The organism is Psychrobacter pulmonis (assembly GCF_904846465.1).
In the GTDB taxonomy this organism is placed as follows: Bacteria; Pseudomonadota; Gammaproteobacteria; order Pseudomonadales; family Moraxellaceae; genus Psychrobacter; species Psychrobacter faecalis.
This window is the reverse complement of the sequence record NZ_CAJHAT010000001.1, coordinates 148333-172794: the sequence shown is the minus strand read 5'-3', so window position 1 is coordinate 172794 and position 24462 is coordinate 148333. Positions and strand designations below refer to the sequence as shown.

Sequence of the window (24462 nt, the reverse complement as noted above, 5' to 3'; positions counted from 1 at the left end):
CATGAGTAAGCTGCAAGCACCCTTTACCCCGCTTAATATCGCTATTTTAACAGTTTCTGACAGTCGTACTCTTGCAGAAGATACTTCAGGGCAATATTTGGTCGATCAACTGACCGCAGCAGGGCACCAGCTGGCAGATCGTCAGCTGATTATTGATGATATTTATAAAATCAGAGCCGTTATCAGCGGTTGGATTGCCGACCCAGATGTGCACGCTATTATCACCACTGGTGGTACTGGTTTTTATATCCGCGACAGTATGCCAGAAGCGGTTGGCGTCTTGTTTGATAAATCAGTCGATGGCTTTGGCGAGATGTTCCGCTTAATCTCAAAAGACGATATCGGCATGTCGACGATTCAATCTCGCGCCGTGGCTGGTATGGCAAACGGTACGGGTATCTTCTGCCTGCCCGGTTCGTCAGGTGCCTGCCGCACTGCGTGGGAAGGTATCTTACAAGAGCAGCTCGATAGCCGCACGCGCCCTTGTAACTTTGTGCCGCACTTTATGCGTACCAACCCAGGTCACGATTGATTGATGTTGGAAGTTGCAGACAGCTCAACCCAAGCTGATGAACTCAGCTGCTTAGCCGGTATCGTTATCCTAGCAGGTGGAGCCTCCAAACGTATGGGGTCGCCAAAAGCTGAGCTTATCTTGCCAACAGGTGAACGTTTGCTTGATTATCATGTCAGACAAGCGCTTGAATTAAGTGCTGCGATGACGAGCGATCTACCTATTATGATTGCGGATAATGGGCGTGGTTTTAGCGTCAATGCAGATTTGTCTAAGAAAAAACTGCCGTCGCCAATTTTCCATATTACTGATTATCTTTCTACTAACACTCTTTCTAGTAAAAGTGTTTCTAAAAAAGATGATAAACCGATTGAAACCGGCGGCGCGTTGGTAGCGATTGAGGCAGCGCTGCAATCATTAAAGCGTTTGGCAAGTTCAAACCCATTAACGAAAAACGCAAACTGGCAGCAATCTTGGCTACTGGTCATTAGCTGTGATAGCTTGATTCCTATCAGCGATTTATGGCAAAAACTGCAACCTTATATCACGCAAGCTGACGACAAGTCTGTCATTTGCCTGACCGATGACAGTCATTTATATCCATTATTAGGTTTATATCGTTTAAGTATTGAGACTGAGTTAAAGCAATATATTGACGACGGACAGCGGCAAGTAATGAAATTTATTAAGCCGATTGTGCAGCCTGTACCCTTTACCAAAGCATGGCAAGCGTTAACCAATTTTAATACGCCTAAAGATTTTGCCCGTGCTTGTTTAGCCTTGAACAACTTATAAAAAGGTTTATTTAAAGGTTTGGTTAAAGAAAGCAACTTTAAGAAAAATGAGCCCTTTAAGAGAAATAAAGAATGAATAGCGATAGTCAAAAAGACAACAACCAAGCGACCAAACAAGCAACTAAGCTACCAAGTAACCAGTCTGGCTTATCACATCTAGATAGCGACGGTGATATCACCATGGTTGATGTGAGTGGCAAGACAGCCAGTACCAGAGAAGCGTATGCAAGCGGACAAGTGGTTTTTCCTGCGGACATCTATACGCAAATCAAAGCCGCTGACGGTATGACCAAAAAAGGTAGCATCACTCAAACCGCTCATATTGCTGGTATCATGGCAGCCAAACGCACCCACGACCTGATTCCCCTTTGTCACCCCCTGCCCTTAGATAAAATTGGTCTAAGCTTTACATACGATGATGCCCATCATAGCATTACCGTGACCGCCACTGTTAAAGTCACACATAAAACTGGGGTAGAAATGGAAGCGTTAACCGCCGTTAGCGTCGCCTGCTTGACCATTTATGATATGACCAAAGCCATCTCGCATGACATTGTGATTGATAATATCCATCTTATGAAAAAAACCGGCGGTAAATCCGATTATCAGCATAAGTAAGAATGATTTAAAAAAATAAAGTTCTGAAAAGCATACCGTTAGACAGTGAATAAGCAGTTTATAAATAAGGGAGATTGCTATGAGCACCTTAGTAGAAAGCAATACAGACTCTAAATTAGAAACCATGATGAATATTAACGTCTTATATTTTGCCAGCTTAGCCGATGAAGCCAATTGCCATGAAGAAAAAATCACGGTGCCACAGTCGACTTCATTAACTGAGCTATATGAGCAGCTGCGCCAAAAACATCGCTTCAGCCGTCCGCAGTCGGAGCTACGGGTGGCGGTAAATGATTACTTTGCCAAGTGGACGGATGAGATTTATGACGGCGATAGTGTAGTTTTTATCACGCCAGTGGCTGGTGGTTAATTTAACATAGATTTTTATTAACCTACTTATTCATCCTTTTTTATCAATCTACTTTTTATAAGCGCCGTGACTTTTTGCAAGGCTTAAAAGTTAAAAATCTCGTTATACAATATTGTTAAATAATAGGCAGAAAAAATGACAGACAACGTACATGGGCAATCTATGAGTATCAAACGTAGCATCGATGAAGCGTACCTCATCGCTGAACGTGATGGTTTTGCGCTGTTAGATACCGATATTGACGAAAGTCGCCTTAAAAAGACGCTCGATAATGACAGCTGCGGCGCCTTTGTCTGCTTTGAGGGTCGCGTACGCAATCATAATAATGCCACGAGTGTTAATCGTCTAACCTACTATGGCTATGAAGATTTGGCCATCAATCAAGGCCGAGCCATCATTGAAGAAGCCAAAAAGCGTTTTGAGATTCTCGATGCCATTGCTATCCATCGCATTGGCGCGTTAGAGATTGGCGATGTGGCAGTTTGGGTTGGTGTGGTTTCTGCCCATCGCTATCCTGCTTTTGACGCTTGCCGCTGGATATTAGATACGATTAAAGCCGATATTCCGGTGTGGAAACAAGAATATTACCAAGATGATTCTTCAAAATGGCTGAGCAATAATGGCTAATTAACGGTTAATTAATGACGACTCACTCAATAACATTGATGAAAAATATGTAGTCGTGATATGCATATCGTTTAGAAAATAATTAAGCCAATAACTATAAACAACTGATATATACTGCAAAATTATTAATTCTTACTGACTATTGTTCTTTTTTTAAAGTAGAGGATGTAGGTTATGCTATCAAAATCATCAAATGCTCAGCATCAACCCATTACCAATTTGTCTTATTTAAAACGGTCTAAATCGATAGCAATATTGGGCGCATCCGCGTGCTTGGCTTTGACGTTAGGCGCTTGTAGCCAAGAAAACAGCCCTAATGAAACGGCGACCGTTGCAGAAAACGCACCACAGACCACTCAACCTAGTGAAGCCATTCGTATTGCTGCCGCCGCCAATTTATCAGATGTATTGTCTGAAATCATCGAAGGCTATAAAAAAGATAAGAACCTGCCCAATCAAGAGATTGAGGTTACCTTTGCTTCTTCGGGTAAGCTATATTCGCAAATCACTGCCGGCGCACCTTACGATATTTTTTTAGCCGCCAACCAAGAGTTCCCCGCTAAATTGGTCGATGAGATGTTTAAAGGTGACAGCAGCCATACGCCGTTTACCTATACTCAAGGTCAACTCTCCATTTATAGCGCGACCAAGCCGGTTGATAGCTTGAATCAGAGTACACTGACGGAGCTATTAAAGCGTGATGACAAGACGAAAATTACTATTGCCAACCCTGAGCTTGCGCCTTATGGCGAATCTGCCAAGGCTTATTTACAAGCACAAAACCTTTACGACTCTCTAACGGCACAAAAGCGCATCATTCAGGCGGAAAATATTGGCCAAGCTTTTCAATATGCGCACACGGGTAATGTCGATTATGGTTTTGTGGCTCAGTCGCAAGTGACCGCCACCAAAGCGACGCCCGAGCAATTTTATATTTTACCAGCCGACTCTTATCCTGCTATCCTTCAAGACGGTATCGTCATTACCGATGGTGCTAGCGCAGCAGATTTTACTGATTACCTGCGCTCGCCTGCTGGACAGGCCTATTTTGCTAAAGCAGGTTATTTGGCTGTTAAGTAGCTTGTTTGTAGCAATCTATCGAGAGAATAAGTACGGCTTAGGTTTGCTCAAGTGAATACTTTAGCCCTTTGATAAGCTTGCCTGCGTGAAATAAGTGAAATGTGACATAAGTGACACGTTATCAAGGCAAGCGATCTATAAATAAAGTAGCAGCATAAATAATGTCCTATCAGCGGCGCACTGGATAAAAGGTAGATAGATAATCACGCTATGATGTCCCCGTTTCTTATTTCAGACATGCTGCTGCCGGTATGGGTAAGCATCAAGCTTGCCAGCATTACCACCCTTTGCTTATTGTTATTTGCAACGCCACTCGCCTATTGGCTTGCCAAGCCTAGCCGCGGAAATGTCGCTGGGCGTATAAAGATTCTATTGATGGGCATTATTGCGATGCCGCTTGTTTTACCGCCTACCGTCATTGGTTTTTATTTATTATTACTGCTAAGCCCGAGCGTCGGTATTGGACAATGGCTTATCGAGCATAATATTAGCCCTTTGGTTTTTACCTTTGAAGGGCTGGTGATTGGCTCCATCATCTACTCTCTACCTTTTTATATTCAGCCTGTTTACGCTCAGTTTTTGCGCATTCCCCAAAGCGTGATGGAAGTGGCAAGCTTATTAGAGCCTAGCCGTCTTAGACGTTTTATAAAAATTGTCCTACCGCAAGCGCGCATTGGCATCATTCTAGGCGGCTTAATCAGTTTTGCGCATACCATTGGCGAATTTGGCGTGGTACTGATGATAGGTGGCAGCATTTCAGGTGAGACCAAGGTTGTCTCTATTGCGATATATGAGCAAGTAGAGGCGCTAAATTATGAAGCAGCGCACCTGATATCAGGGATTCTTATTATTATGGGTATTATTATGGTGGCGCTGATTGCTGCTGTCAGTCGGCTTAATCAGCGCCCATAAGCACTTGTTTTATAAACCCCTAACAAGTCAAATTTCTTTCTTTAAGCAATCAAACTTCTGGCTTACGGCTTTTTTTCGCCAAATCCAAATCGTTGGCATAAGCAAATAAAGCCGGCGCACCACCAGTATGCCAGAATAAAACGCTGTCAGTTTCTTTGATTTTTCCCGTACGAATCATATCGATAAGCCCGCCCATCGCGCGACCAGTATAAACAGGGTCGACCAATATCCCTTCTGTTTGCGCCGTTAAAGCAATCGCCTCATTTTCTAATGCGCCCACTACGCCATACCCTTCACCAACGTAATCAGAGTTAAGAAACAAGTCTGACGCGGTAAATTTATAATCTGTCTTGATTAATTTTGCCGTATTATTAGCAAGCGCCAAAGTATATTGATCAAAGGCGACTTTATCGGTTTCGCCTTTATCAATATTAATACCGACGATTTGATAAGGTGAGTTAAAGATTTTGTTGCCAAGCATTAGGCCTGCTTGCGTGCCGCCAGAGCTTGAGGCAAACACGATGTGGGTCAAGGAGAAGCCCATGCTTTGACGCTGCGATTCTAGCTCTTTAAACGCCTCTACAAAGGCTAACGCCCCAAGCTCGCTTGAACCACCGTACGGCACCACGTAGACGTTTTTACCTTGGTTGGTTAATTGCTCAACGATGCGAGGAATATCCTCGCCTTTGCGATGATTGCCTGCCCAGTGGATATGACAACCAAACAGCTTATCTAGCAAAAGATTCCCATTTGCCTGCTCCGGCTCTTCGCCGCCTAAGACTAAATGACACTCCAGTCCTAAGCTTGCCGCCGCTGCTGCTGTCTGACGGCAATGGTTTGACTGTATCGCGCCCGCAGTGATGATGGTATCGGCACCTTTGGCGAGCGCGTCACCGAGGATAAATTCAAGCTTACGAGTTTTATTGCCACCCAATGCCAGCCCCGTATTGTCATCTCTTTTCATATAGATTTTGGGACCGCCCAAGGCTGCACTCAATCGTTTCAGCTCAACCAGAGGGGTTGGAAAAAAGCCTAGCAGCTCTCTAGGTATGTGGTTATATTCCATGTTATTTTCTATCCCTATTATCAATAGCCATGTAGAAATTATCTGTTAGCACAGCATACAATAGAAATATAAGTCACGCCGCTACTATTTAAAACGAGCAGACACAAAAAAACCCCAAACAATCTAATGTTTGAGGCGAAACTTGCTTAGACTTAACAGTCTAAATTCGTTTTCTAATACTACAGAAAATGGCGCAGCGGACGGGACTCGAACCCGCGACCCCCGGCGTGACAGGCCGGTATTCTAACCAACTGAACTACCGCTGCTTAGGTCGTCTTTAGCATTTCGTCTTCTAAAAGACCCACTCGCTAAATGAGTGGTGGGTGATGACGGATTCGAACCGCCGACATTCTGCGTGTAAGGCAGACGCTCTACCAACTGAGCTAATCACCCTGAGAAGCGTTAAAAAATTGCACTGCAATTTTAGCTTCGCAAGGGAAATCCTTTAAATAGGATTTCCTGAAAGTTTTAACATTCAAAGCTGTCACCCTTTAAATAACTTTCAACAGAAGAGAACTAACTAAAGCCTCGCTCTGTGGGTGTGTATTATATACATTTACACATGGCTGTCAAACCCTATTTGCCGTTTTCTTGCGTATTTTTTCTTAATTTAGCCATAATTTATGCAAACCTATGTTTTTATTGGCTTTATATTTTATATAAAACCAATAATTTCTCTAGCTTATTATTTATTTGGCCGCCAATGCTTGTTCGATATCTGCTTTTAAGGCATCAGGCTTGGTGGTTGGCGCATAACGGTCAATCACTTGCCCATCGGTGCCAATTAAAAACTTAGTAAAATTCCATTTGATACCATCTGTCAGCAGCCCGCCTTTTTGGTCTTTAAGCCAATCAAAAATCGGATGGGCGTCTTTACCATTGACATCAATTTTTGCCATCATTGGAAAGCTGACGCCGTAATTTTTTTGGCAAAACGCGCCAATCTCCTCGTTAGTACCGGGGTCTTGCGCGCCAAACTGATTACAAGGAAAGCCAATCACCACCAATCCTTGCTCTTTATATTGTTGATACAGCGCCTCTAGGCCTTCAAACTGTGGCGTAAAGCCACATTTGCTGGCGGTATTGACGATTAATAATACTTTGCCTTTATAGTCAGCAAAGGCTTGCGAGGTGCCGTCCATACATTCAGCGGTAAAATCGTAAATAGTGCTCATGATTCATCCTTAAATTGATTGTTTTATTATTTTTACTATTAACATGCGTACTGATAAGAAAAAAGGAAGCACTGCGTACTTCCCTTTTATCATGCCAACTTTGGCTAAAACATTAATTATATTAATACTTATTATTCAGCTTTATCCAAATCGATAGACACTGAGTTGATACAGTAGCGCATACCGGTGGTCTCACGTGGACCATCAGGGAATACGTGTCCCAAATGCGCGCCGCAATTGCTACACGTCACTTCGGTACGGCGCATGCCAAGTGAATTGTCTTCGTGCTCATCGATAGCGCTATTATCGATACTCTGATCGAAGCTTGGCCAGCCGCAACCGGCGTCAAACTTATTGTCCGACTCAAACAAGCTGGCACCGCAGCCTTTACAGCGGTAGATACCTTTATCATTGACGTCGTTATAAACGCCAGTAAATGGGCGCTCTGTGCCCTTCTCGCGCATGACGTGATACTCATCGGCAGTGAGGCGCGCTTTCCAATCTGCGTCGGTCAATTGGCTGATTTCTTCTTTGCTTAATTGATTGTCTTGCATCTTTTATCCTTATTAAATGATTGGTTATCTCATTTGCGGTGTGTCAGTTACTGACCAATTTATCGTACGTTTTTATAAAAACGCTAGGCTTTATCTGCTGCTGATTGTCTGACTATTCAAGGTAGTGACTATAAAAGTCCTCAATCTAGCAGTGTAAAGTTTCAGGTTTAAAGAAATAACATTAGAGATAGAAAGATAAAATATAGCAAATTACGCTGCCGCCTCAATCAGTAAAGTTGTAATTTTATTAAACGAGCATTTGGCTCATTTTTTTATTACTGAAAAATCACGATAGATTGCAAGTTATTCTTGCATAAAATATCAACTTTATAAAAATTCTGTCTTTAGGCTTGCATTAATAAAGTGTATGCAATAATATCTTGCATTAGGAATAGATTATCTTTAATAAAAGGCTTAAACAACAATGGCTGATAGCGAATTTTCCCAAACTTCTCAAAGCACGCAAGCCGAACGACTGGTACAACTGCGCCGCGATAAAGGCATGACCGCCGAGCAATTGGCGCAGGCGATGACGGCAGCAGGTGCCAAGGTGAGTCGCGGTGCTATTTCTAATTGGGAGCGCGGCACCAATGGCATCGTGTCATCGAAGCTGCCGACCCTAGCGCGTATCTTAGGCTGTAGTGAAGGCTATTTATTACGTGGCGATTTGCAAAACGACATGGATAGCGTTGCTAATTCAAATCAACCTATCAATTCTTATAATAAAACCAATAATCATAATAAAAACGAAACGCCTAGGCAGCAAAGCGTATCCCCTACTTCTACCGCAAATTTACAACCCAACCCGATAAGTGGTCACTCTATGAATCCAATTAAAAAATCCGATAAATTACAAAACGTTTGCTACGATATTCGCGGTCCGCTTTTGCAAACAGCCAATAAAATGGAAGCTGAAGGTAAGCGCATTTTAAAACTCAATATTGGCAACCCTGCGCCATTTGGCCTTGAAGCACCGCATGAGATTTTGCGTGATGTGGCGATGAATTTGCCAGAAGCGACGGGATACTCGGACTCGCAAGGGATTTTTGCGGCACGTAAAGCGGTCTTGCAATATTATCAATCAAAAGGTCTGCTGTCGGCTGTCGATGTGCGCGATGTATATTTGGGTAATGGCGTCTCTGAGCTGATTGTGATGACCATGCAAGCACTCATGAACGATGGCGATGAAGTGCTAGTTCCAATGCCCGACTACCCGCTTTGGACAGCAGCGGCCAATTTAGCAGGCGGTACAGCGGTACATTATCGCTGTAATGAAGACGACAATTGGCATCCAGATATCGAAGATATTAAGTCTAAAATTACGCCCAAAACCAAAGGCATTGTGGTGATCAACCCCAATAACCCAACGGGCGCACTGTATAGTGATGAGGTGTTATTGCAAATTATCGAAGTCGCCAAAGAGCATGATTTAATCATCATGGCCGATGAGATTTATGACCGTATTCTTTATGATGATATGGCGCATACGCCGATGAGCACCTTGACCGATGATGTACTGGTGCTGTCTTATAACGGTTTATCAAAGTCGCACCGTATCGCCGGTTTCCGTGCGGGCTGGATGATGGTTTCTGGTAAAAAAGACCACGCTGCCGACTTTATCGAAGGCTTAGACATGTTGGCGTCTATGCGTTTGTGCTCAAACGTTCAAGGTCAATATGCCATTCAAACGGCAATGGGCGGCTATCAAAGTATGAAAGAGCTCACTTCAAAATCAGGACGGCTATCAAAGCAGCGCGAACTGGCCGTTTCACGTCTTAACGCAATAAAAGGTATTTCTTGCACCATGCCGCAAGGGGCGTTTTATTGCTTTCCAAAGATGGACCCTGAGGTTTATCCTATCAAAGACGATATGCAGTTTATGATGGATTTATTGATAGAAGAAAACGTCTTAATGGTACAAGGGACCGGTTTTAATTGGGATGCACCTGACCACTTCCGCTTGGTGTTTTTGCCCAATCTGCATGATTTAGAAGATGCCATGGATAGATTGGACCGCTTCTTTGCCAAAAAACGTAAGCAGTTTGGTACCGAGTAAACATTCAAACTTGTATAAAAAAACGCTTATCAGCAGCTGCCGATAAGCGTTTTTTATTCTTTAATAAAACACTATAATAAAAAACAATAGAACTTTTATTTAAAAAATATTACTTAATAACAGATAGCTGATAGCCGACATCGAAGCCGCCGCAGGCAGGGTAATTACCCATGCCAAACCAATAGGCTTCATCAGTGCCCAGTTGGTATCTCTATTGACGATACCGATGCCTAATACTGCACCAACCAAGACATGCGTGCTCGATACCGGTAGCCCCATCGTCGATGCACCCATGACAACTGCTGCTGCTGCCAATTCCGCTGAGAAGCCAGAAGCGGGATGCATTTTTGCCAAATTGGTACCGACCGTCTGAATAACTTCTTTACCGATAAACCATAAACCGACAATTAGCGCCACCCCAAAGGTTAGCATGACTACTGGAGGTACTGCCGCTTCTGTTGCAATACTATTGGTACGGATAACGTCCATAATCGCCGCAAAAGGACCGACGGCGTTGGCGATATCGTTTGAACCATGACTAAAGGCAAAGGCTGACGCGGTAAAGACTTGCATCCAGCTAAACATAATAAATGTCGCTTTGGTCAAATCTTCCTTATGCTTACCGCGGATACTCTTGGTATAAATAAAGGTCGCCAGCCATACCAGCGCCGCTATCATACCCATGATAAAAAAGCCTTGAATCGTCGTCATGTTACTGTTGACGTTTTTTAGGCCTTTGAACACCACCAACGAAGTCATGACCGCGCCGCCTGCGCCAGCGATGAGCGGTACCCATTGTTTAAGGGCTTTTAGGGTATCAAGGTTGCTACGTTCGTGCTCAATCTTATAAAGCTGTTTGTAATAATCGGTTTCTAAATCCTCGATGTCACAATCATCATCTTTATAGATTTCTTGATCGCGCAGCATCGCTGAGGTATACGCCAATTGCTCTGACTCGGTTAGACTTTCTAGATACTCTTTATGGTTTTGCTTGACAGTTTTTTTATCGTCTTTTAGCGTCGCAATATGCGCTTCGGTTCGATCATTATATTCAATGATTTTTTTCTTAATTTGACCATATAAAAGGTAAGAAAATACGCCGCCTAACACGGGTGAGATGACCCAAGAGATAGCAATTGTTCCAATCGTACCCCAATCGACGGTCGATAGTGCCATGTCGGTACCACCTAAAGAGATACCGAGTACAATAGAGCTACCAACGACGCCGCCAATAATGGCATGGGTGGTCGAAACAGGCAGACCTTTTTTGGTGGCAAACAACAGCCAAAATGCTGCCGCGATAAGCGCTGATAGCATGACGTAAATAAACTGATTGGGCGACACCGCTAAACCATCTAAATCAACAATGCCGCTGCGAATGGTATCGGTGACTTCACCGCCCGCCAGTACCGCGCCCGACACTTCAAATATCGCGGCAATACCCAAAGCTTGCGGAATCGTTAATGTACCTGCTCCCACTGAAGTACCAAAGGAGTTGGCGACGTCGTTACCGCCGATATTGAATGCCATAAATACACCAAAAGCCGTCGCTACGATAAATAGCGTCGTCTGCTGATGCATGGTGTAGTCTAGACCCCACCACAAAAAGTAAGCGGTCATCGCGATCAGTAAAATGGCAAAAAATAGATTGATTCTCATAGAACCGACTGCTTTGGTTGGTCCTGTAGAACTGCTGCTAATACCCATACGTTGATACGTCCTGCGTAAGCTGATTGAAATTATAGGTGATTAATGACGTTGCGGTGCTAACGATGGCGTTGTTTTCACCACCCAACATTATGATAGCGCCTCCGCAACGTGTTTTTGACTTACTATATTGAATTTGTTTCTCGAAATACTGGTCTGAATGTACGAATTTGAAAATAGGGTTATAAAAAATTGCTATCTACTGCGCTCTATATTGTCCTGATAGTTCTGCGTGCTTGTAAATATTTACGCGCCAGCTTGCCCACCTATCAGCGAAAAACCTAGGCCAAAAAATGCCATAAAGCCGCAAGTAGTCTTGCCAAATCGTCCGATTACAGCAGCTTGCGGCTTAGGTTTTATAGTGATAGCGTCGATTATAAAAAATCTGTTGTTAATAATTAAAGCATTTATAGGATAAATACCGTCTCTGACTGTGCAGCTATTTTGCGAGCAGGCAGAAGTTATTACGCGCCTATTATATTAAATATAGACACAGATTGCATGATGATATTACGAGATTTGTAACTTTGAATATATCACTCAAAAAAGCTGCTTATTTAGTAGAAAAATGTTGTTAATTTTTCCTAAGACTTCAAATAAAAAATAATATTAACTTTTAAACTCGTATAAAGCCTTTATCACTATTACTATTCAATACGAGCCATCACTTATCATCCATTTATTTAGTATCAGCAGTGATAGACAATGCCGCGGATAGCTGTTTAATAGCGTGGTCTAATACCTCTAGGCGCGCTTGGCGTTTATCATTAGTCGCGATGATTGCCCAAGGTGCATCCTTAGTATCGGTACGTACCAACATATCAGCTGCCGATTGCACATAATCCACCCATTTATCACGATTACGCCAATCATCATCGGTCAGTTTAAACTGTTTATGCGGCGTCTCTTCGCGCGCCTCAAAGCGTTTGAGTTGCTCCCCTTTATCAATAGCGAGCCAATATTTGATAACTATTGTGCCAGCAGCGACCAAATCTGCTTCAAAACGATTGATTTCGTCATAAGCGCGCTGCCATTCTGCGTCAGTCGCAAAGCCCTCGATACGTTCGACCAATACGCGCCCATACCACGTACGGTCAAAGATGGCGATACGACTGATACGATCGATTTGCTCATTGGGCAGTTTGGTCCAAAAACGCCATAAATAAGGATGCTGCAATTCATATAACATCGGTGCGCCAATATTATAGATCTGATATTCGCGCGGATCGAGTGGCGCAACCAGTCTTTTGATCGCGCCGCCTTTGCCAGCCGCGTCCATCCCTTCAAAGGCAAAAACCACATGCCGACCCTGACGCGCCCGTAGCAATTTGGCAAGGTGTGCTTGCTTATCGGCAAGCGCTTTATGATAGTCAGATTTATCTATCTCGGTATCGTCAACTTCTATCAAAGTTTTAGGGATTGCTACAGGCTCGAATTTTGCTGCTTCTTTTATATTCTGACTTTCTACTTTACTGCTTACTAGCGCCTTTTGCATCGCCTGCAATACTTCATGACAAAAATGAGTGGCAGCCTCTGATTTATCATCACCATTGATAATAATCCAGTCATTCTGCTGGCGTAATAGCGCGGTTGCTACCTTATTAAAAGTATCGACGACCTGTTTACTTTTCCAATCGATTTGATATAAAAACTCTGGATCAGCTTCATCGTCATTTAGGCGCGCCTGCAAGGTTTCGATATCGACATGAAACCAACATTTAAGCAACTTGGTTTGATTAGCAGCAAGGTCTTGTTCAAAGGCTTGTAGTTTGGTGAGCTCTTTCTTTAAATAGTCTTGCCATTGGCCAATAGGCAAGGCGTTATTTTTCAGCGTCTTATTATTCTTATCTTCACTTTTTTTCACCTTATCGTCATCATCTAGGGTCGCCATGCGCATGACGTTATAGAGTAAGTCGGCATACCAGTTGCCAAAATACACCATCACATCGCCATGACGTGGCAGCGCTTTGGTATGCGCTTGCCAAATCGGCTGATGCTCTAAGGGACAATCTCCGATAGTCGCCTCAACCTTGAGTAAGCGCGGGTCAACCCATTGCCGCAGCTGGGTGACTGCGGTGCCCTTGCCCGCTTGCTCCATGCCGTTGACCAACACCAAGAGCCCAGTTGGTTTATTGGTAGTCGGCGGTGTTTGCTGCCGCGTGGCGCGTAGGGCAAACTGAGCGGTGACTAACGCCAAGCGCAATGTATCTTTGTCCATAGCAAAGATATTTAACGGATTGGGCGTCAAACGCTGCTCAACGACTTGCTTACTAAACTGGTCACTTATCGCTTCTGGCGCTTGGCTTTCAGTCGATTTATTTTTTTTGCTCATGTCCATACTCGCTTTATTGTTAGATAATTTTTATACATCTCTTATTTGTAGTTTTTATAAGCTGTCTTATTTATATAGTGAATCATAGCATTGAGTAAAACCAGTAAATAACCCTGCTATGTAACAGTTTGGCATTTGTATTCTGTGGTATTTTCTTTTAAGGTGAACAAAATCTTGCGCGCATGCTTTAATAGCTGCCCACAAAGATAAGAATTTAGTATCATTTCCACTCTTTTATTAGCAATTTTATTGCCATTTTTACTTTTTATAGGATTACCTGCCATGTCTGCGTTAGCCAATTTACAACAGCACTTAAACCGTTTTTGGGCGCTGCCACACCATAAAGATGCTGCCTTAAATACCAAGCTCAAAGAAGTGCAAGCATGGCAACAGGCACGTATTAAGCATACCCATAGCGCGCTGTTTGAACAACCAAAAAACAAACCGATGGCAGAGTATTTTTTAACCCAGCTATATGGTGGTGATGAATTTAAAGTATTGGCAGAGCAGTTAGATCGTATTCTCCCCAAAGCCAAAAAATTAGAGCGCCTTGCTAAAGAAGCTTCTTTAGAAGCGGGCAGCATGGGCATTCAAGCGTCTATCTTGGCGATTGAGTTGGATTTACATTTGGCCGAGTGGTTGGTTGCGCAAGATTTAGCAGTCAATGAAGAAAATATGCTTGCCGCTTACCGCGCAGTCGATGAGGCCAATGAGCGCCGCGTGCAGATTAACAATCTAAAAGAGGTCTGCTACCGTACCGATAAAGATTTGAATTCATTTATGCTCAAAAAAGCCTTTGGTCTCGCAAAAGGCACGGCTTATCGCCATAACTTCCAGCCGCTTTACGACTTTATCGATTCAGGCTTTAAAGCGATGAAACCGCTAAAAAGTGTCAGCAGCTTTATTGAACCGTTTTGTGAGCGCGAGCTTGAGATTATTGACGAAGTTCATGACACCGATAATGGCGGTAAGCCAGCAGCGTTTGGTGTATGATAGGGTCAATAATGCCCGTGGCTAACTGACCGTTATAGTGCTTAAATAGGGTTTAAACCGTATGCAATCGGTGTTTAAACCTTATGCAAACAACGCTTAAATACGCCATCATAAAAACAAATAATAGGATAATCGTATGACTGATAACTCAAATAACAACCCTAGCCAAGCCGATCAATCCCATACTGATAACCCTACTTCTCATGGTCATCTGCAAGATAAATTGGTTAAAGACAGTATTGCTCATAATCAAAGCATCACCGCGCAAGTAAAAGCGCGTCAAAACCAAAGCGCTAGTACGACGCTGAATGCCAATGCTGCAGCCGATAGCAGCGATAATAACGACTTCACCCAAGTGCAAGACTTACCAACCGGAACCCCACAAGGTCAACAAACGACTATGCCAAACACCATAAATAACAGCGCCAATCCTACTGCTACGCACGCACAAACAGCCAAACAAACGCTATTTAACCAACGTGATGACATCAATAATCCACATACGCCTGATACCGATGGTAATGAGCAAACGCATTTTGGCTATAAAACGGTCAATAAAGCAGAAAAACAAGCGCGCGTTGCCGATGTTTTCACCTCAGTTGCGAAAAAATACGACATCATGAATGACTTAATGTCGTTTGGTATTCATCGCCTGTGGAAACGTTATGCGATCAGCTTATCGGGTGTACGCGCCGGCCAGCAGGTGCTCGATATCGCTGGTGGCACGGGTGATTTGGCCAAAGTATTTAGCCGTGAAGTGGGTCGCAACGGCCATGTGGTATTATCAGATATCAATGCAGCGATGCTAGAAGTTGGCCGCGAACGCCTCATCAATGCCGGCTGTAATAACGTTGATTTCGTCTTAGCAAACGCTGAAACTTTGGCGCCATTTGATGATGAAAGCTTTGATTTGGTGACTATCAGCTTTGGTCTGCGTAACGTCACAGACAAAGATGCGGCGCTAAAATCTATGTATCGCGTCCTCAAGCCAGGCGGTCGTTTATTGATTTTAGAGTTCTCAAAACCTGTGTTTGAGCCATTATCTAAAGCTTATGATTTGTATTCATTTACGGCGTTGCCGATTATGGGTAAGTTGGTTGCCAATGACTCTGAGAGCTATCAATACTTAGCAGAATCAATTCGTATGCACCCTGATCAGCAAACACTTAAGCAGATGATGCAGCAAGCAGGCTTTGAGAATTGTGATTATCATAATTTGACCGCTGGTATCGTTGCAGTGCATCGCGGCTTTAAAGCTTAGTTTTAAAAAATCACAGTTTTAAAAAATCACAGTTTTAAAAAAGCACAAGTTTAGAAAAAGAATAGCTTTAGCGCTTTTCAAAAGCTGCTTAGATAAACACGCTTTTTATAATACAAAAACGTCTGTCGTTGAGCAGGCGTTTACATCGTTATAACAGCCAATATTGAAATATGCGCCGCGCTTATGGCGCTCAACCAAACATTGTGAGGGCCTTATGCTGACTGTGTTACTTTTGGCAGGTGCCGAAAAGTTTATTAATATCGCCATTGCCAGCGATGAGATTACCAAAGCTGGGTTAGCGCCGCTTGCGGGCAAAGTGCTGCGTCTCGATATGGGCATGCCTGAGATTAATCTAGACGTTTTATTTACCGAAGAGCGTTTGCGCTTTGAGCCGGTTATGACTGAAAGTGTGTTTGAGCCAAGTGGTAATATGAATGAGCGCCAACAGGCCAGCCTAGAGCGTTCGCGACTTGGCCATAGTCGACCAGACTGCACCATTACCGTTGATAATCCTGCGCAGCTGCTGAATCTGATGCGCGGTACCGAAGGCAACTTACCGATTGCAGGGGATTACAAAGTTTTGATGCAACTCAAACAGCTGGTTGCAGGATTTGACCCTGATGTCGCCGGCCAGCTTGAGCCCTTTATTGGTAAGCCGATGGCCAGTCAGCTGCACCTGCTTATCTCACAGCTAAAAGGTAGCTGGCGTCATAATGCCAAACGCGCCTTTAACGATGTCAGCGACTGGGCCAATGACGTAGCGGGTAATGTTACTCCTGACCCGATGGAAGCTGCCGAAGTCAATGATCTAAAGCAGCAGTTATTAAAACTGCGTGCTGACATTGAGCGTGAAGAAGCCAAGCTTGCTGCTATCAAAGATGAGCAAGCACGTTTAACCAATCATAGATAATAATAAATAGAGTCTATGACTGTCTAAACGTTCATCACATATAGGCATAGACTCTGCCCTATTTTCGACTTTTTAGAGTAACCCTATCTCATGCTACTATCCCATCGCGCCCGCTTGCTTGAACTTTGGCGTATTGCCGCCGCTTATCGCATTGATACCCACCTTTCTGTCGAAGAAGCGCCGCAGCTACAACCGTTAGCGCGTTTAATCCGTTTACATCCGGCGGCTTGGGGTAAAAGACATCAGCCTAATGCCATTAAATACGCGCTTGAGGACATGGGGACATTATTTTTAAAACTGGGACAACTGCTCTCGACGCGCCGCGATTTGGTGCCGCCTGAGATTATCGAGCAATTGGTGCAGCTACAAGACAAGGTCAAGCCTTTTGACTCTGACGTTGCTATTGCCCAAATCCAAGACCCAAAACATGGTTTGGGTCAATCTATCGCTACGCTATTTGCACGCTTTGACGTTAAGCCGTTAGCAGCAGCCTCTATCGCTCAAGTACATACGGCGGCTCTGCACGATGGTCGTGAGGTAGTAGTGAAAGTGGTTCGCCCTGATATTCGCACCACTATCGTGGCAGACTTTGAGCTACTGCGTGAGCTTGCTAATTGGGCATCGGCGCGTATCGAAGCGGCGCGCGCGATTCACATTGTTGATATTGTCGAAGATTATCGCCAAGTCATGCTTAATGAATTAGATTTGACCTTAGAGGCAGACAATACTACCCAGATGCGTAATAACTTTTTGGGTTCGGCCCTGATGTATGTGCCTGAAGTTTATGACGCTGCTAAAAATGTCATGATTATGGAACGTATTCAAGGCGTCCCTATCTCGCAGGTTAAGGTATTTGATAAGCTTGGTTATGACCGTGCGACACTGGCAGAAAAAGGCTTAACGATATTTTTTACCCAAGTATTTCGCGATAACTTTTTTCATGCCGATATGCATCCTGGTAATGTCTTTGTAGAAACGCCACCGGTTAAAACGCTCACGGCAAATATGGCAGCAGTTAACCTAGGGCATGAGCCACGCTATATCGGGCTTGATTGCGCCATTATGGGCACGCTATCAAAAGACGATCAGCTTATCGTCGCACGCATGCTTTTGGCAGTGATGAATAATAATTTTACCGCGATGGTTGATATCGTCAGCCGTGCTGGGTGGATACCGCCCAATACCGATAAGCATGCCTTGATGCGTGATATGAAACGCACGGTTGGTCCAATGCTGAAAAAATCCATTAACGATATCGACTTTGCTGGCGTCTTGATGCAAATTTTGGATATCGCCCGACGCCACCATATGAGTATCCCGCCACAACTCATGCTGCTACTGAAAACCTTGGTGCATGTCGAGGGACTTGGTCGCGACTTATATCCTGAGCTGGATATTTGGTCACTTGCTAAGCCCATTTTAAGCGGCTGGATCAAAGAGCAGCTCGACCCGATGCGTAATCTGCAACACTTACGCCAGCAGTTGCCAGAGATTTTATTATCAACGACGGATATTCCTAAGCTGCTAGATCAAGGATTGCAAAGCCTTGCCTCACAAGGCTCGCGCCAAGACAGTCAGCTACGAGAAATCCAACAAATACGCGCTGATATGCTCAATGACCGTCGCCGAGATTGGTTAGCACTATCAGGTTTTGCGGTGTTTATTGCTATCGCCACACAAGTCGGTTGGTTTGCGCCTATTTTTTACCTATTGGCTATCATCGTCGTTATTTGGCGGGTTTTAGCTTAGGCTATTAATTTTTAACGAAAAAATATCCGTTAATTATTATCAAAAAATCCCACTTGAATAAGCTCTAATGCATTTTAATTGCCCTTTAACGACAATTAAAATGCATTAGAGCTTAACTTTTTATCTTATTTAGCATGTCGTTTACCCAGTAAATATACGTCTTATATGGAGAATTTACCTATGTCGACCATATCATCTATATCGCCTTCCAAATCTCATGATTTAATTAAATCAGACCATAGTGACGCTATTGCCGCTTTGCAAACACGCTTTGGCAAACAACTTAGCACCAATACCACTGTACGTGAACAGCATGGTCATACCATGACCTGGCTTACTAACCAGCCACCCGACGCGGTATTGACCGTGCAGGATAAACACGAGGTTGCTGCTGCGGTTGAGATTTGCAATCAGCATCAGATGCCAGTCATCGCCTTTGGTATTGGCTCATCCTTAGAAGGTCAATTGAACGCGCCCTATGGCGGGCTATGTATTGATATGCATGGCATGGATGCGATATTACAGGTTAATAATGAAGACCTGACCGTTACCGTACAACCTGGGGTCACGCGCGAGCAGCTCAATCATTATTTACGTGATACTGGACTATTTTTTCCAATAGACCCCGGTGCCAATGCCAGTATCGGCGGTATGGTCGCGACCCGTGCTTCAGGCACCAATGCCGTCCGTTATGGCTCCATGAAAGATGTGGTACTCGCCCTTGAAGTGGTGACCGCGAGTGGTAATATTGTGCGCACAGGTACTCGCGCCAAAAAGTCGGCCGCTGGTTATGACTTGACGCGCTTAATGATAGGCTCTGAGGGGACACTTGGCATTGTAACCGAGATTACGCTTAAACTATTTGGTATTAGCGAGTGTATTGGTAGTGGTATTTGTCATTTTCCAACGATTGAGGATGCTTGTCAGGCGGTGATGTTGACTATTCAAATGTGCTTGCCAATTGCCCGTATCGAGCTGCTTGACGCGATGCAAATCAAAGCTTGTAACCAATATGCCAATTTGAATTTAACAGAAACGCCTACGCTATTTGTAGAATTCCATGGCACAGAAGCCAGCGTCGCCGAGCAAGCGCAAATCTTTACCAATATCATCGAAGAGTTCGGCGGTACAGATTTTGCTTGGGATACCAACGAAGCCGAGCGTAAACGGCTGTGGCAAGCACGCCATAACGCCTATCACGCCAGCTCTGCCCTACGACCTGAGGCAAGCGCTTTATCAACTGATGCCTGCGTGCCCATTTCACGCTTAGCAGAATGCGTCAGCGCTACGGCAAAAGATATCGAAGCGTCAGGCATGATTGGACCTATCGTCGGTCACGTCGGTGATGGTAATTTTCATGTTTTATTATTGGTCGATACCAACAACCCTGAAGAAGTCGCTACCGCTGACGGTATCATCAGCCGCTTAGCGAGCCGCGCGATAGAGATGGATGGCACCTGTACCGGCGAGCACGGTATTGGGCAAGGTAAGCAAAAATATATGCAGCAAGAGCATGGTAATGCCCTAGTGCTGATGCAAGCGATTAAGTCAGCCCTTGACCCTAAAAACATTTTAAATCCAGGGAAGATATGGCCTGAAGCTTTACCTAAAGCTTAATTTTAAAAAACTGCAGTATGAAAAAGCGTTTACCTTTAATCTCACAATTAAAGGTAAACGCTTTTATAGTTTTAATATGGTTCATTTATTTTGAAATAAATGCGTGGCTGCAGGTATGAGTTTTTCAAAGCCTCTGGAATGCAAAGCACATAGCAAGCGAAGAAAATTGATACCCGCACCATGCTATTAAAGACACGCTTCGTGCGTTTCGAACTGACTATACTACAACATCTGGTCAATCGCCATTTGTGTCAATACCCGACCACGCGCCGTACGCAGCACATAACCTTGTTGTATTAAATATGGCTCAATCACATCTTCAAGCGTACCGCGATCTTCGGCCATCGCTGCTGCTATTGCTTCAACGCCTGCTGGGCCACCATCAAAACGCTCGTGTAATATTTCGATATAACGTCTATCTAAATGATCAAGCCCGCGTCTATCTACGGCGAGCATATCAAGCGCACTACCCGCTATCGCGCCATTGATACTACCATCACCTTTAACTTGCGCGTAATCGCGAACACGGCGTAATAGCCGATTGGCAATCCTTGGCGTACCGCGCGAACGGCGCGCAATCTCTACTGCGCCATCTTCGCTCATCGGTACCCGCATCAAACGCGCCGCACGGCTAACAATCGTTGTCAGATCAGCGATATTATAAAACTCTAAGCGCTGCACAATCCCAAAACGATCTCGCAATGGCGAAGTCAGCAGCCCTGCGCGCGTAGTTGCTGCCACCAAAGTAAACGGCGGTAAATCCAGCTTGATAGAACGCGCCGCTGGTCCTTCGCCAATCATAATATCGAGCTGAAAATCTTCCATTGCTGGATAAAGAATTTCTTCAATGACCGGACTTAGACGATGAATCTCATCGATAAAGAGGACATCGCCCGCTTCTAAATTGGTCAGCATGGCGGCCAAATCCCCTGCACGCTCAAGTACAGGCCCTGAGGTAGAACGCAGATTGCCACCCATTTCACGAGCGATGATATTGGCAAGTGTGGTTTTACCAAGCCCCGGCGGACCGAAAATCAAGGTATGATCTAATGCCTCGTCGCGACCACGTGCCGCGCCAATAAACACTTCCATTTGCTCACGCACCACCGGCTGACCGATATATTCAGCCAATAATGCCGGTCGAATATTAGAGTCAGGCGCATCACCTGCCCCTTCTAACGGATTAATCAAACGATCTTGCATCATAGGTTTTATCATTTTATTAAAATCATTATTTTTAAAGGACTAAATCATAAACAGCATAACCAAACGCTGCGCATAAGTCATGCAAAACATCATAAAGCAGGTAGTCAATAAAACACAGCCCAAAACGAAAATAAGCGACAATCAATGTCGCTTATCTGTTTAAAATTAAGATGTACTGTTGCTACTCGTAGTTTAAATAATTAAAAGCCAGAGAGCTGTTGCAGAGTGGCTTTTAACAAGCTTTGCGTATCGGCAAAGGTATCGCCGTTACTTTTCGCTGCTTTAATCGCTTGCTGCGCTTCTCGTTCTTTATAACCCAAGCTAATCAGCGCGCCTTCTACCTCAGCGATGATACTGCCTTCAGCAGAAATAGGCGCAGGTTGAAGCGCAAATTCTAAACTACTATTATCAACCTCGATATTTTTCAGCTTATCTTTTAGCTCAATCAATAAACGCTGTGCGGTCTTTTTACCGATACCGGGGATGCGCGTTAATGCCGTCTCAGACTCTTGCTCGACGTGCATTTTTAGCTCAGCCGCTGACATCGCGGACAGCATCGCCAGCGCCATTTTTGCCCCAACGCCATTGATTTTAATCAATTGGCGAAAGACATCGCGCTCTTTACGATCGATAAAACCAAAAAGCAGCTGCGCATCTTCACGCACGTGAAAATGCGTCCAAATGCTCGCCTGCTCATTAAGACGCAACTGGCAAAATGACGGCAGCGGCAGCTCTATATCGTAGCCTACGCCAGAGGCAGTCATGACACAGGCAGTCGGCGCCATCAAATATTGCACCTGCCCCGTAATCAATCCAATCATTAATCCACCACCTTTTATAAGATTTAATATAAAAACTGCTTATAGCATTTGCGCTAAAAATAAGCGGCTGTTATGGCTCAATGAGCATGCTTTGCTAACCACGCTTATTTATAAAAATCGACCATACCTTCAAGGCTGATAGGACGAATTTTATGCGCCTGACCCGCTGAGCCAAAGGCTTCAAAACGATTGGTACAGATATCTGACATCGCAACCATAGAGGCTTTGAAATATTTACGTGGATCAAATTCGCTAGGGTTTTCTGCCAAGAATTTACGGATCGCGCCCGTTGATGCCAAACGTAAATCGGTATCAATATTGACTTTGCGGACGCCGTGCTTAATCGCTTCAACGATTTGCTCAACCGGTACACCATAGGTTTCACCGATATCACCGCCGTTTTCATTAATAACTTTGAGCCATTCTTGCGGCACTGAAGACGAACCATGCATCACCAAGTGAGTATTCGGGATACGCGCATGAATCTCTTTGACACGCTCAATCGATAAAATATCGCCTGTCGGTGGGCGAGTAAATTTATACGCGCCATGACTGGTACCAATGGCAATGGCTAATGCATCGACATTAGTATCTTTAACAAACTGCTCGGCTTCATCAGCACTGGTCAATAGTTGCTCGTGATCCAATACGCCTTCTGCGCCTGAGCCGTCTTCTTCGCCTGCCATGCCGGTCTCAAGGCTACCTAAGCAACCGATTTCACCTTCGACAGACACGCCGCACGCGTGGGCCATTTTCACCACTTCGCGGGTCACGCTGGCATTATAATCATAATCCATTGGCGTTTTTCCGTCTTCACCGAGCGAGCCGTCCATCATCACCGATGAAAAACCAAGCTGAATTGAGCGCTGGCAAATCGCAGGTGACATACCATGGTCTTGATGCATCACCACCGGAATATGCGGCCATTCTTCAATCGCAGCAATAATTAGATGACGTAAAAATGCTGACCCTGCATAACTACGCGCGCCCGCACTGGCTTGCACGATAACAGGTGAATCACAAGCGTCGGCCGCCATCATAATGGCACGCATCTGCTCTAAGTTATTGACGTTAAAGGCAGGGACACCATAGCTGTGCTCAGCGGCATGATCCAAAAGTTGACGTAAAGATATTAAGGCCATAAAACGCTCTCTGATTAGATTTTAAAATAAATACTTATAACTATTAGGTGATTACAAGTGTTCCATCCTCGCTGCAAGGTAGGTAAATCGACAAGCAGCACTATAGAACAGTTGGGAAAATGCAGGATTTTTACTAGCAATTATCACGCGCAGATTATAGCAAATTTTGCCCACGCTTCGTAGCGGTTGAGCGACTATTTATTAGGCTCACATTATTAAGCTCGATTAAGCTTGCGGTTTTATTGAGCATACCGATTGTATTGAGGTTACAGCTTTGGTTTAATTGATGAATGATGCTATTGCATACTTTACTTTTAGCAATGCATAAAACGCAAAAAGCCTTGGTCATCACCAAAGCTTTTTAGTATTTCGAGGCTTATAAGACCGCTATTGATTATAGCGCTATGCATGCAAGTCAATTATTAAAATCAAATAACTTGAATGAATCATAACTGCTTAGCAATCAATTAGTACTGTTGTTCTGCTTCTACTGCGTTTTCACTGGCTTTCTCTTCAACAGCAGAGGCACCATCAGCAACCACGCCAGCAGTAGCGGAAACGGCTTCATTTGCGCCAACTACAACTGCTTCACCAGTATTTTCTATCGCGTCAGTCGCAGCAGCACCAGCTGTTTCAGCGCCTTCGGCAACTTCTGCGCCGGCGTTTTGGGCAGCAACTTCTGCGTCAGCAGCAGCGGCTTCGGTTTCAGCAGTAGCAACTTCTGTGTTAGCAGCAGCATCATCACCCGCAGACTCAGCAGCAGCTTCCGTTTTATCTTGTGTTTCTTGGCTACATGCAGTAATTGCAAAGGTACCAGCAAGGACACTAGCAAGTAACAAATGACGTTTTAACATAATAAACCTCTCGTAAATAAAGCATGCCAAATACATGATTTTCGCTATTTTATAGAGTACAAATTGGGCATGCAATCATAATTTTCAGTATGGAAACAAATAATTAC

At 44.2% G+C, this 24462-nt stretch carries 22 protein-coding genes and 2 tRNA genes; 13 read left to right on the top strand and 11 right to left on the bottom strand.

Going from position 1 to position 24462, the window contains the following annotated elements:
• Position 1: 1 nt before the first annotated feature.
• The 7 genes from moaB (at position 2) to modB (ending at position 4912) form a co-directional block, all read left to right on the top strand.
• Entirely contained in the window at positions 2–532 is a 531-nt protein-coding gene (gene moaB, locus JMX70_RS00745) for a molybdenum cofactor biosynthesis protein B (protein WP_089555991.1), read from the top strand.
• 3 nt (positions 533–535) lie between these two features.
• Positions 536–1306 carry a molybdenum cofactor guanylyltransferase gene (gene mobA, locus JMX70_RS00740; protein ID WP_201588778.1) on the top strand — a complete coding sequence of 257 codons (771 nt, stop codon included), beginning with the start codon at positions 536–538 and terminating at the stop codon, positions 1304–1306.
• Between the two features lie 71 nt (positions 1307–1377).
• Positions 1378–1923, top strand: coding sequence for a cyclic pyranopterin monophosphate synthase MoaC (gene moaC / locus JMX70_RS00735; RefSeq protein ID WP_201588775.1), 546 nt, complete (start codon positions 1378–1380; stop codon positions 1921–1923).
• A 79-nt stretch (positions 1924–2002) separates the two neighbouring features.
• The gene (locus JMX70_RS00730) at positions 2003–2293 is read left to right on the top strand and encodes a MoaD/ThiS family protein (RefSeq protein WP_201588773.1); all 291 of its coding nucleotides are present in this window, start codon (positions 2003–2005) and stop codon (positions 2291–2293) included.
• Positions 2294–2428: 135 nt separating this feature from the next.
• Entirely contained in the window at positions 2429–2920 is a 492-nt protein-coding gene (locus JMX70_RS00725) for a molybdenum cofactor biosynthesis protein MoaE (protein WP_102077822.1), read from the top strand.
• A 174-nt stretch (positions 2921–3094) separates the two neighbouring features.
• Positions 3095–4000, top strand: a complete 906-nt coding sequence (gene modA, locus JMX70_RS00720) for a molybdate ABC transporter substrate-binding protein (RefSeq protein ID WP_201588771.1) — start codon at positions 3095–3097, stop codon at positions 3998–4000.
• Between the two features lie 210 nt (positions 4001–4210).
• Complete coding sequence (gene modB / locus JMX70_RS00715) at positions 4211–4912, top strand: molybdate ABC transporter permease subunit (protein WP_201588769.1); 702 nt, start codon at positions 4211–4213, stop codon at positions 4910–4912.
• Positions 4913–4961: 49 nt separating this feature from the next.
• On the opposite strand, the gene JMX70_RS00710 is transcribed toward modB, so the two are convergent.
• The 5 genes from JMX70_RS00710 to msrB form a co-directional block, all read right to left on the bottom strand.
• The gene (locus JMX70_RS00710) at positions 4962–5978 is read right to left on the bottom strand and encodes a D-cysteine desulfhydrase family protein (RefSeq protein ID WP_201588767.1); all 1017 of its coding nucleotides are present in this window, start codon (positions 5976–5978) and stop codon (positions 4962–4964) included.
• A gap of 189 nt (positions 5979–6167) precedes the next feature.
• Positions 6168–6244, bottom strand: a tRNA-Asp gene (locus JMX70_RS00705).
• 51 nt (positions 6245–6295) lie between these two features.
• Positions 6296–6371: transfer RNA gene (locus JMX70_RS00700), tRNA-Val, on the bottom strand.
• A gap of 296 nt (positions 6372–6667) precedes the next feature.
• Complete coding sequence (locus JMX70_RS00695) at positions 6668–7153, bottom strand: glutathione peroxidase (protein ID WP_201588765.1); 486 nt, start codon at positions 7151–7153, stop codon at positions 6668–6670.
• 131 nt (positions 7154–7284) lie between these two features.
• On the bottom strand, positions 7285–7707 hold the full coding sequence (msrB, locus tag JMX70_RS00690) for a peptide-methionine (R)-S-oxide reductase MsrB (protein ID WP_144297195.1): 423 nt from the start codon (positions 7705–7707) through the stop codon (positions 7285–7287).
• Positions 7708–8131: 424 nt separating this feature from the next.
• On the opposite strand from msrB, the gene JMX70_RS00685 reads away from it, so the two are divergent.
• Positions 8132–9763 carry an aminotransferase class I/II-fold pyridoxal phosphate-dependent enzyme gene (locus JMX70_RS00685; protein ID WP_201588763.1) on the top strand — a complete coding sequence of 544 codons (1632 nt, stop codon included), beginning with the start codon at positions 8132–8134 and terminating at the stop codon, positions 9761–9763.
• A 99-nt stretch (positions 9764–9862) separates the two neighbouring features.
• Here JMX70_RS00685 and JMX70_RS00680 read toward each other — a convergent pair whose 3' ends face one another.
• The gene (locus tag JMX70_RS00680) at positions 9863–11470 is read right to left on the bottom strand and encodes an inorganic phosphate transporter (protein ID WP_201588761.1); all 1608 of its coding nucleotides are present in this window, start codon (positions 11468–11470) and stop codon (positions 9863–9865) included.
• Between the two features lie 679 nt (positions 11471–12149).
• A complete protein-coding gene (locus JMX70_RS00675; protein ID WP_201588759.1) occupies positions 12150–13802 on the bottom strand; it encodes an ATPase in 1653 nt (550 codons plus the stop codon).
• Positions 13803–14084: 282 nt separating this feature from the next.
• On the opposite strand from JMX70_RS00675, the gene JMX70_RS00670 reads away from it, so the two are divergent.
• The 5 genes from JMX70_RS00670 (at position 14085) to JMX70_RS00650 (ending at position 20332) form a co-directional block, all read left to right on the top strand.
• Positions 14085–14795 (top strand): FFLEELY motif protein, encoded by a 711-nt coding sequence (locus JMX70_RS00670; RefSeq protein WP_201588757.1) that lies wholly within the window; start codon positions 14085–14087, stop codon positions 14793–14795.
• 412 nt (positions 14796–15207) lie between these two features.
• Positions 15208–16056 carry a bifunctional demethylmenaquinone methyltransferase/2-methoxy-6-polyprenyl-1,4-benzoquinol methylase UbiE gene (ubiE, locus tag JMX70_RS00665; protein WP_369811322.1) on the top strand — a complete coding sequence of 283 codons (849 nt, stop codon included), beginning with the start codon at positions 15208–15210 and terminating at the stop codon, positions 16054–16056.
• A gap of 214 nt (positions 16057–16270) precedes the next feature.
• Positions 16271–16966: a ubiquinone biosynthesis accessory factor UbiJ gene (locus JMX70_RS00660; RefSeq protein WP_201588755.1), complete on the top strand. Its 696-nt coding sequence runs from the start codon at positions 16271–16273 to the stop codon at positions 16964–16966.
• A gap of 90 nt (positions 16967–17056) precedes the next feature.
• Positions 17057–18715, top strand: a complete 1659-nt coding sequence (locus JMX70_RS00655; RefSeq protein WP_201588753.1) for an ABC1 kinase family protein — start codon at positions 17057–17059, stop codon at positions 18713–18715.
• A 180-nt stretch (positions 18716–18895) separates the two neighbouring features.
• A complete protein-coding gene (locus JMX70_RS00650; RefSeq protein ID WP_201588751.1) occupies positions 18896–20332 on the top strand; it encodes an FAD-binding oxidoreductase in 1437 nt (478 codons plus the stop codon).
• A 222-nt stretch (positions 20333–20554) separates the two neighbouring features.
• Here JMX70_RS00650 and ruvB read toward each other — a convergent pair whose 3' ends face one another.
• The 4 genes from ruvB to JMX70_RS00630 form a co-directional block, all read right to left on the bottom strand.
• Complete coding sequence (ruvB, locus tag JMX70_RS00645) at positions 20555–21535, bottom strand: Holliday junction branch migration DNA helicase RuvB (protein WP_201589625.1); 981 nt, start codon at positions 21533–21535, stop codon at positions 20555–20557.
• 203 nt (positions 21536–21738) lie between these two features.
• Positions 21739–22359, bottom strand: coding sequence for a Holliday junction branch migration protein RuvA (gene ruvA / locus JMX70_RS00640; protein ID WP_201588749.1), 621 nt, complete (start codon positions 22357–22359; stop codon positions 21739–21741).
• A 104-nt stretch (positions 22360–22463) separates the two neighbouring features.
• Positions 22464–23501: a class II fructose-bisphosphate aldolase gene (gene fba, locus JMX70_RS00635; protein ID WP_144297718.1), complete on the bottom strand. Its 1038-nt coding sequence runs from the start codon at positions 23499–23501 to the stop codon at positions 22464–22466.
• A 467-nt stretch (positions 23502–23968) separates the two neighbouring features.
• Positions 23969–24355, bottom strand: a complete 387-nt coding sequence (locus JMX70_RS00630) for a hypothetical protein (RefSeq protein WP_191692201.1) — start codon at positions 24353–24355, stop codon at positions 23969–23971.
• Between the last annotated feature and the right edge of the window lie 107 nt (positions 24356–24462).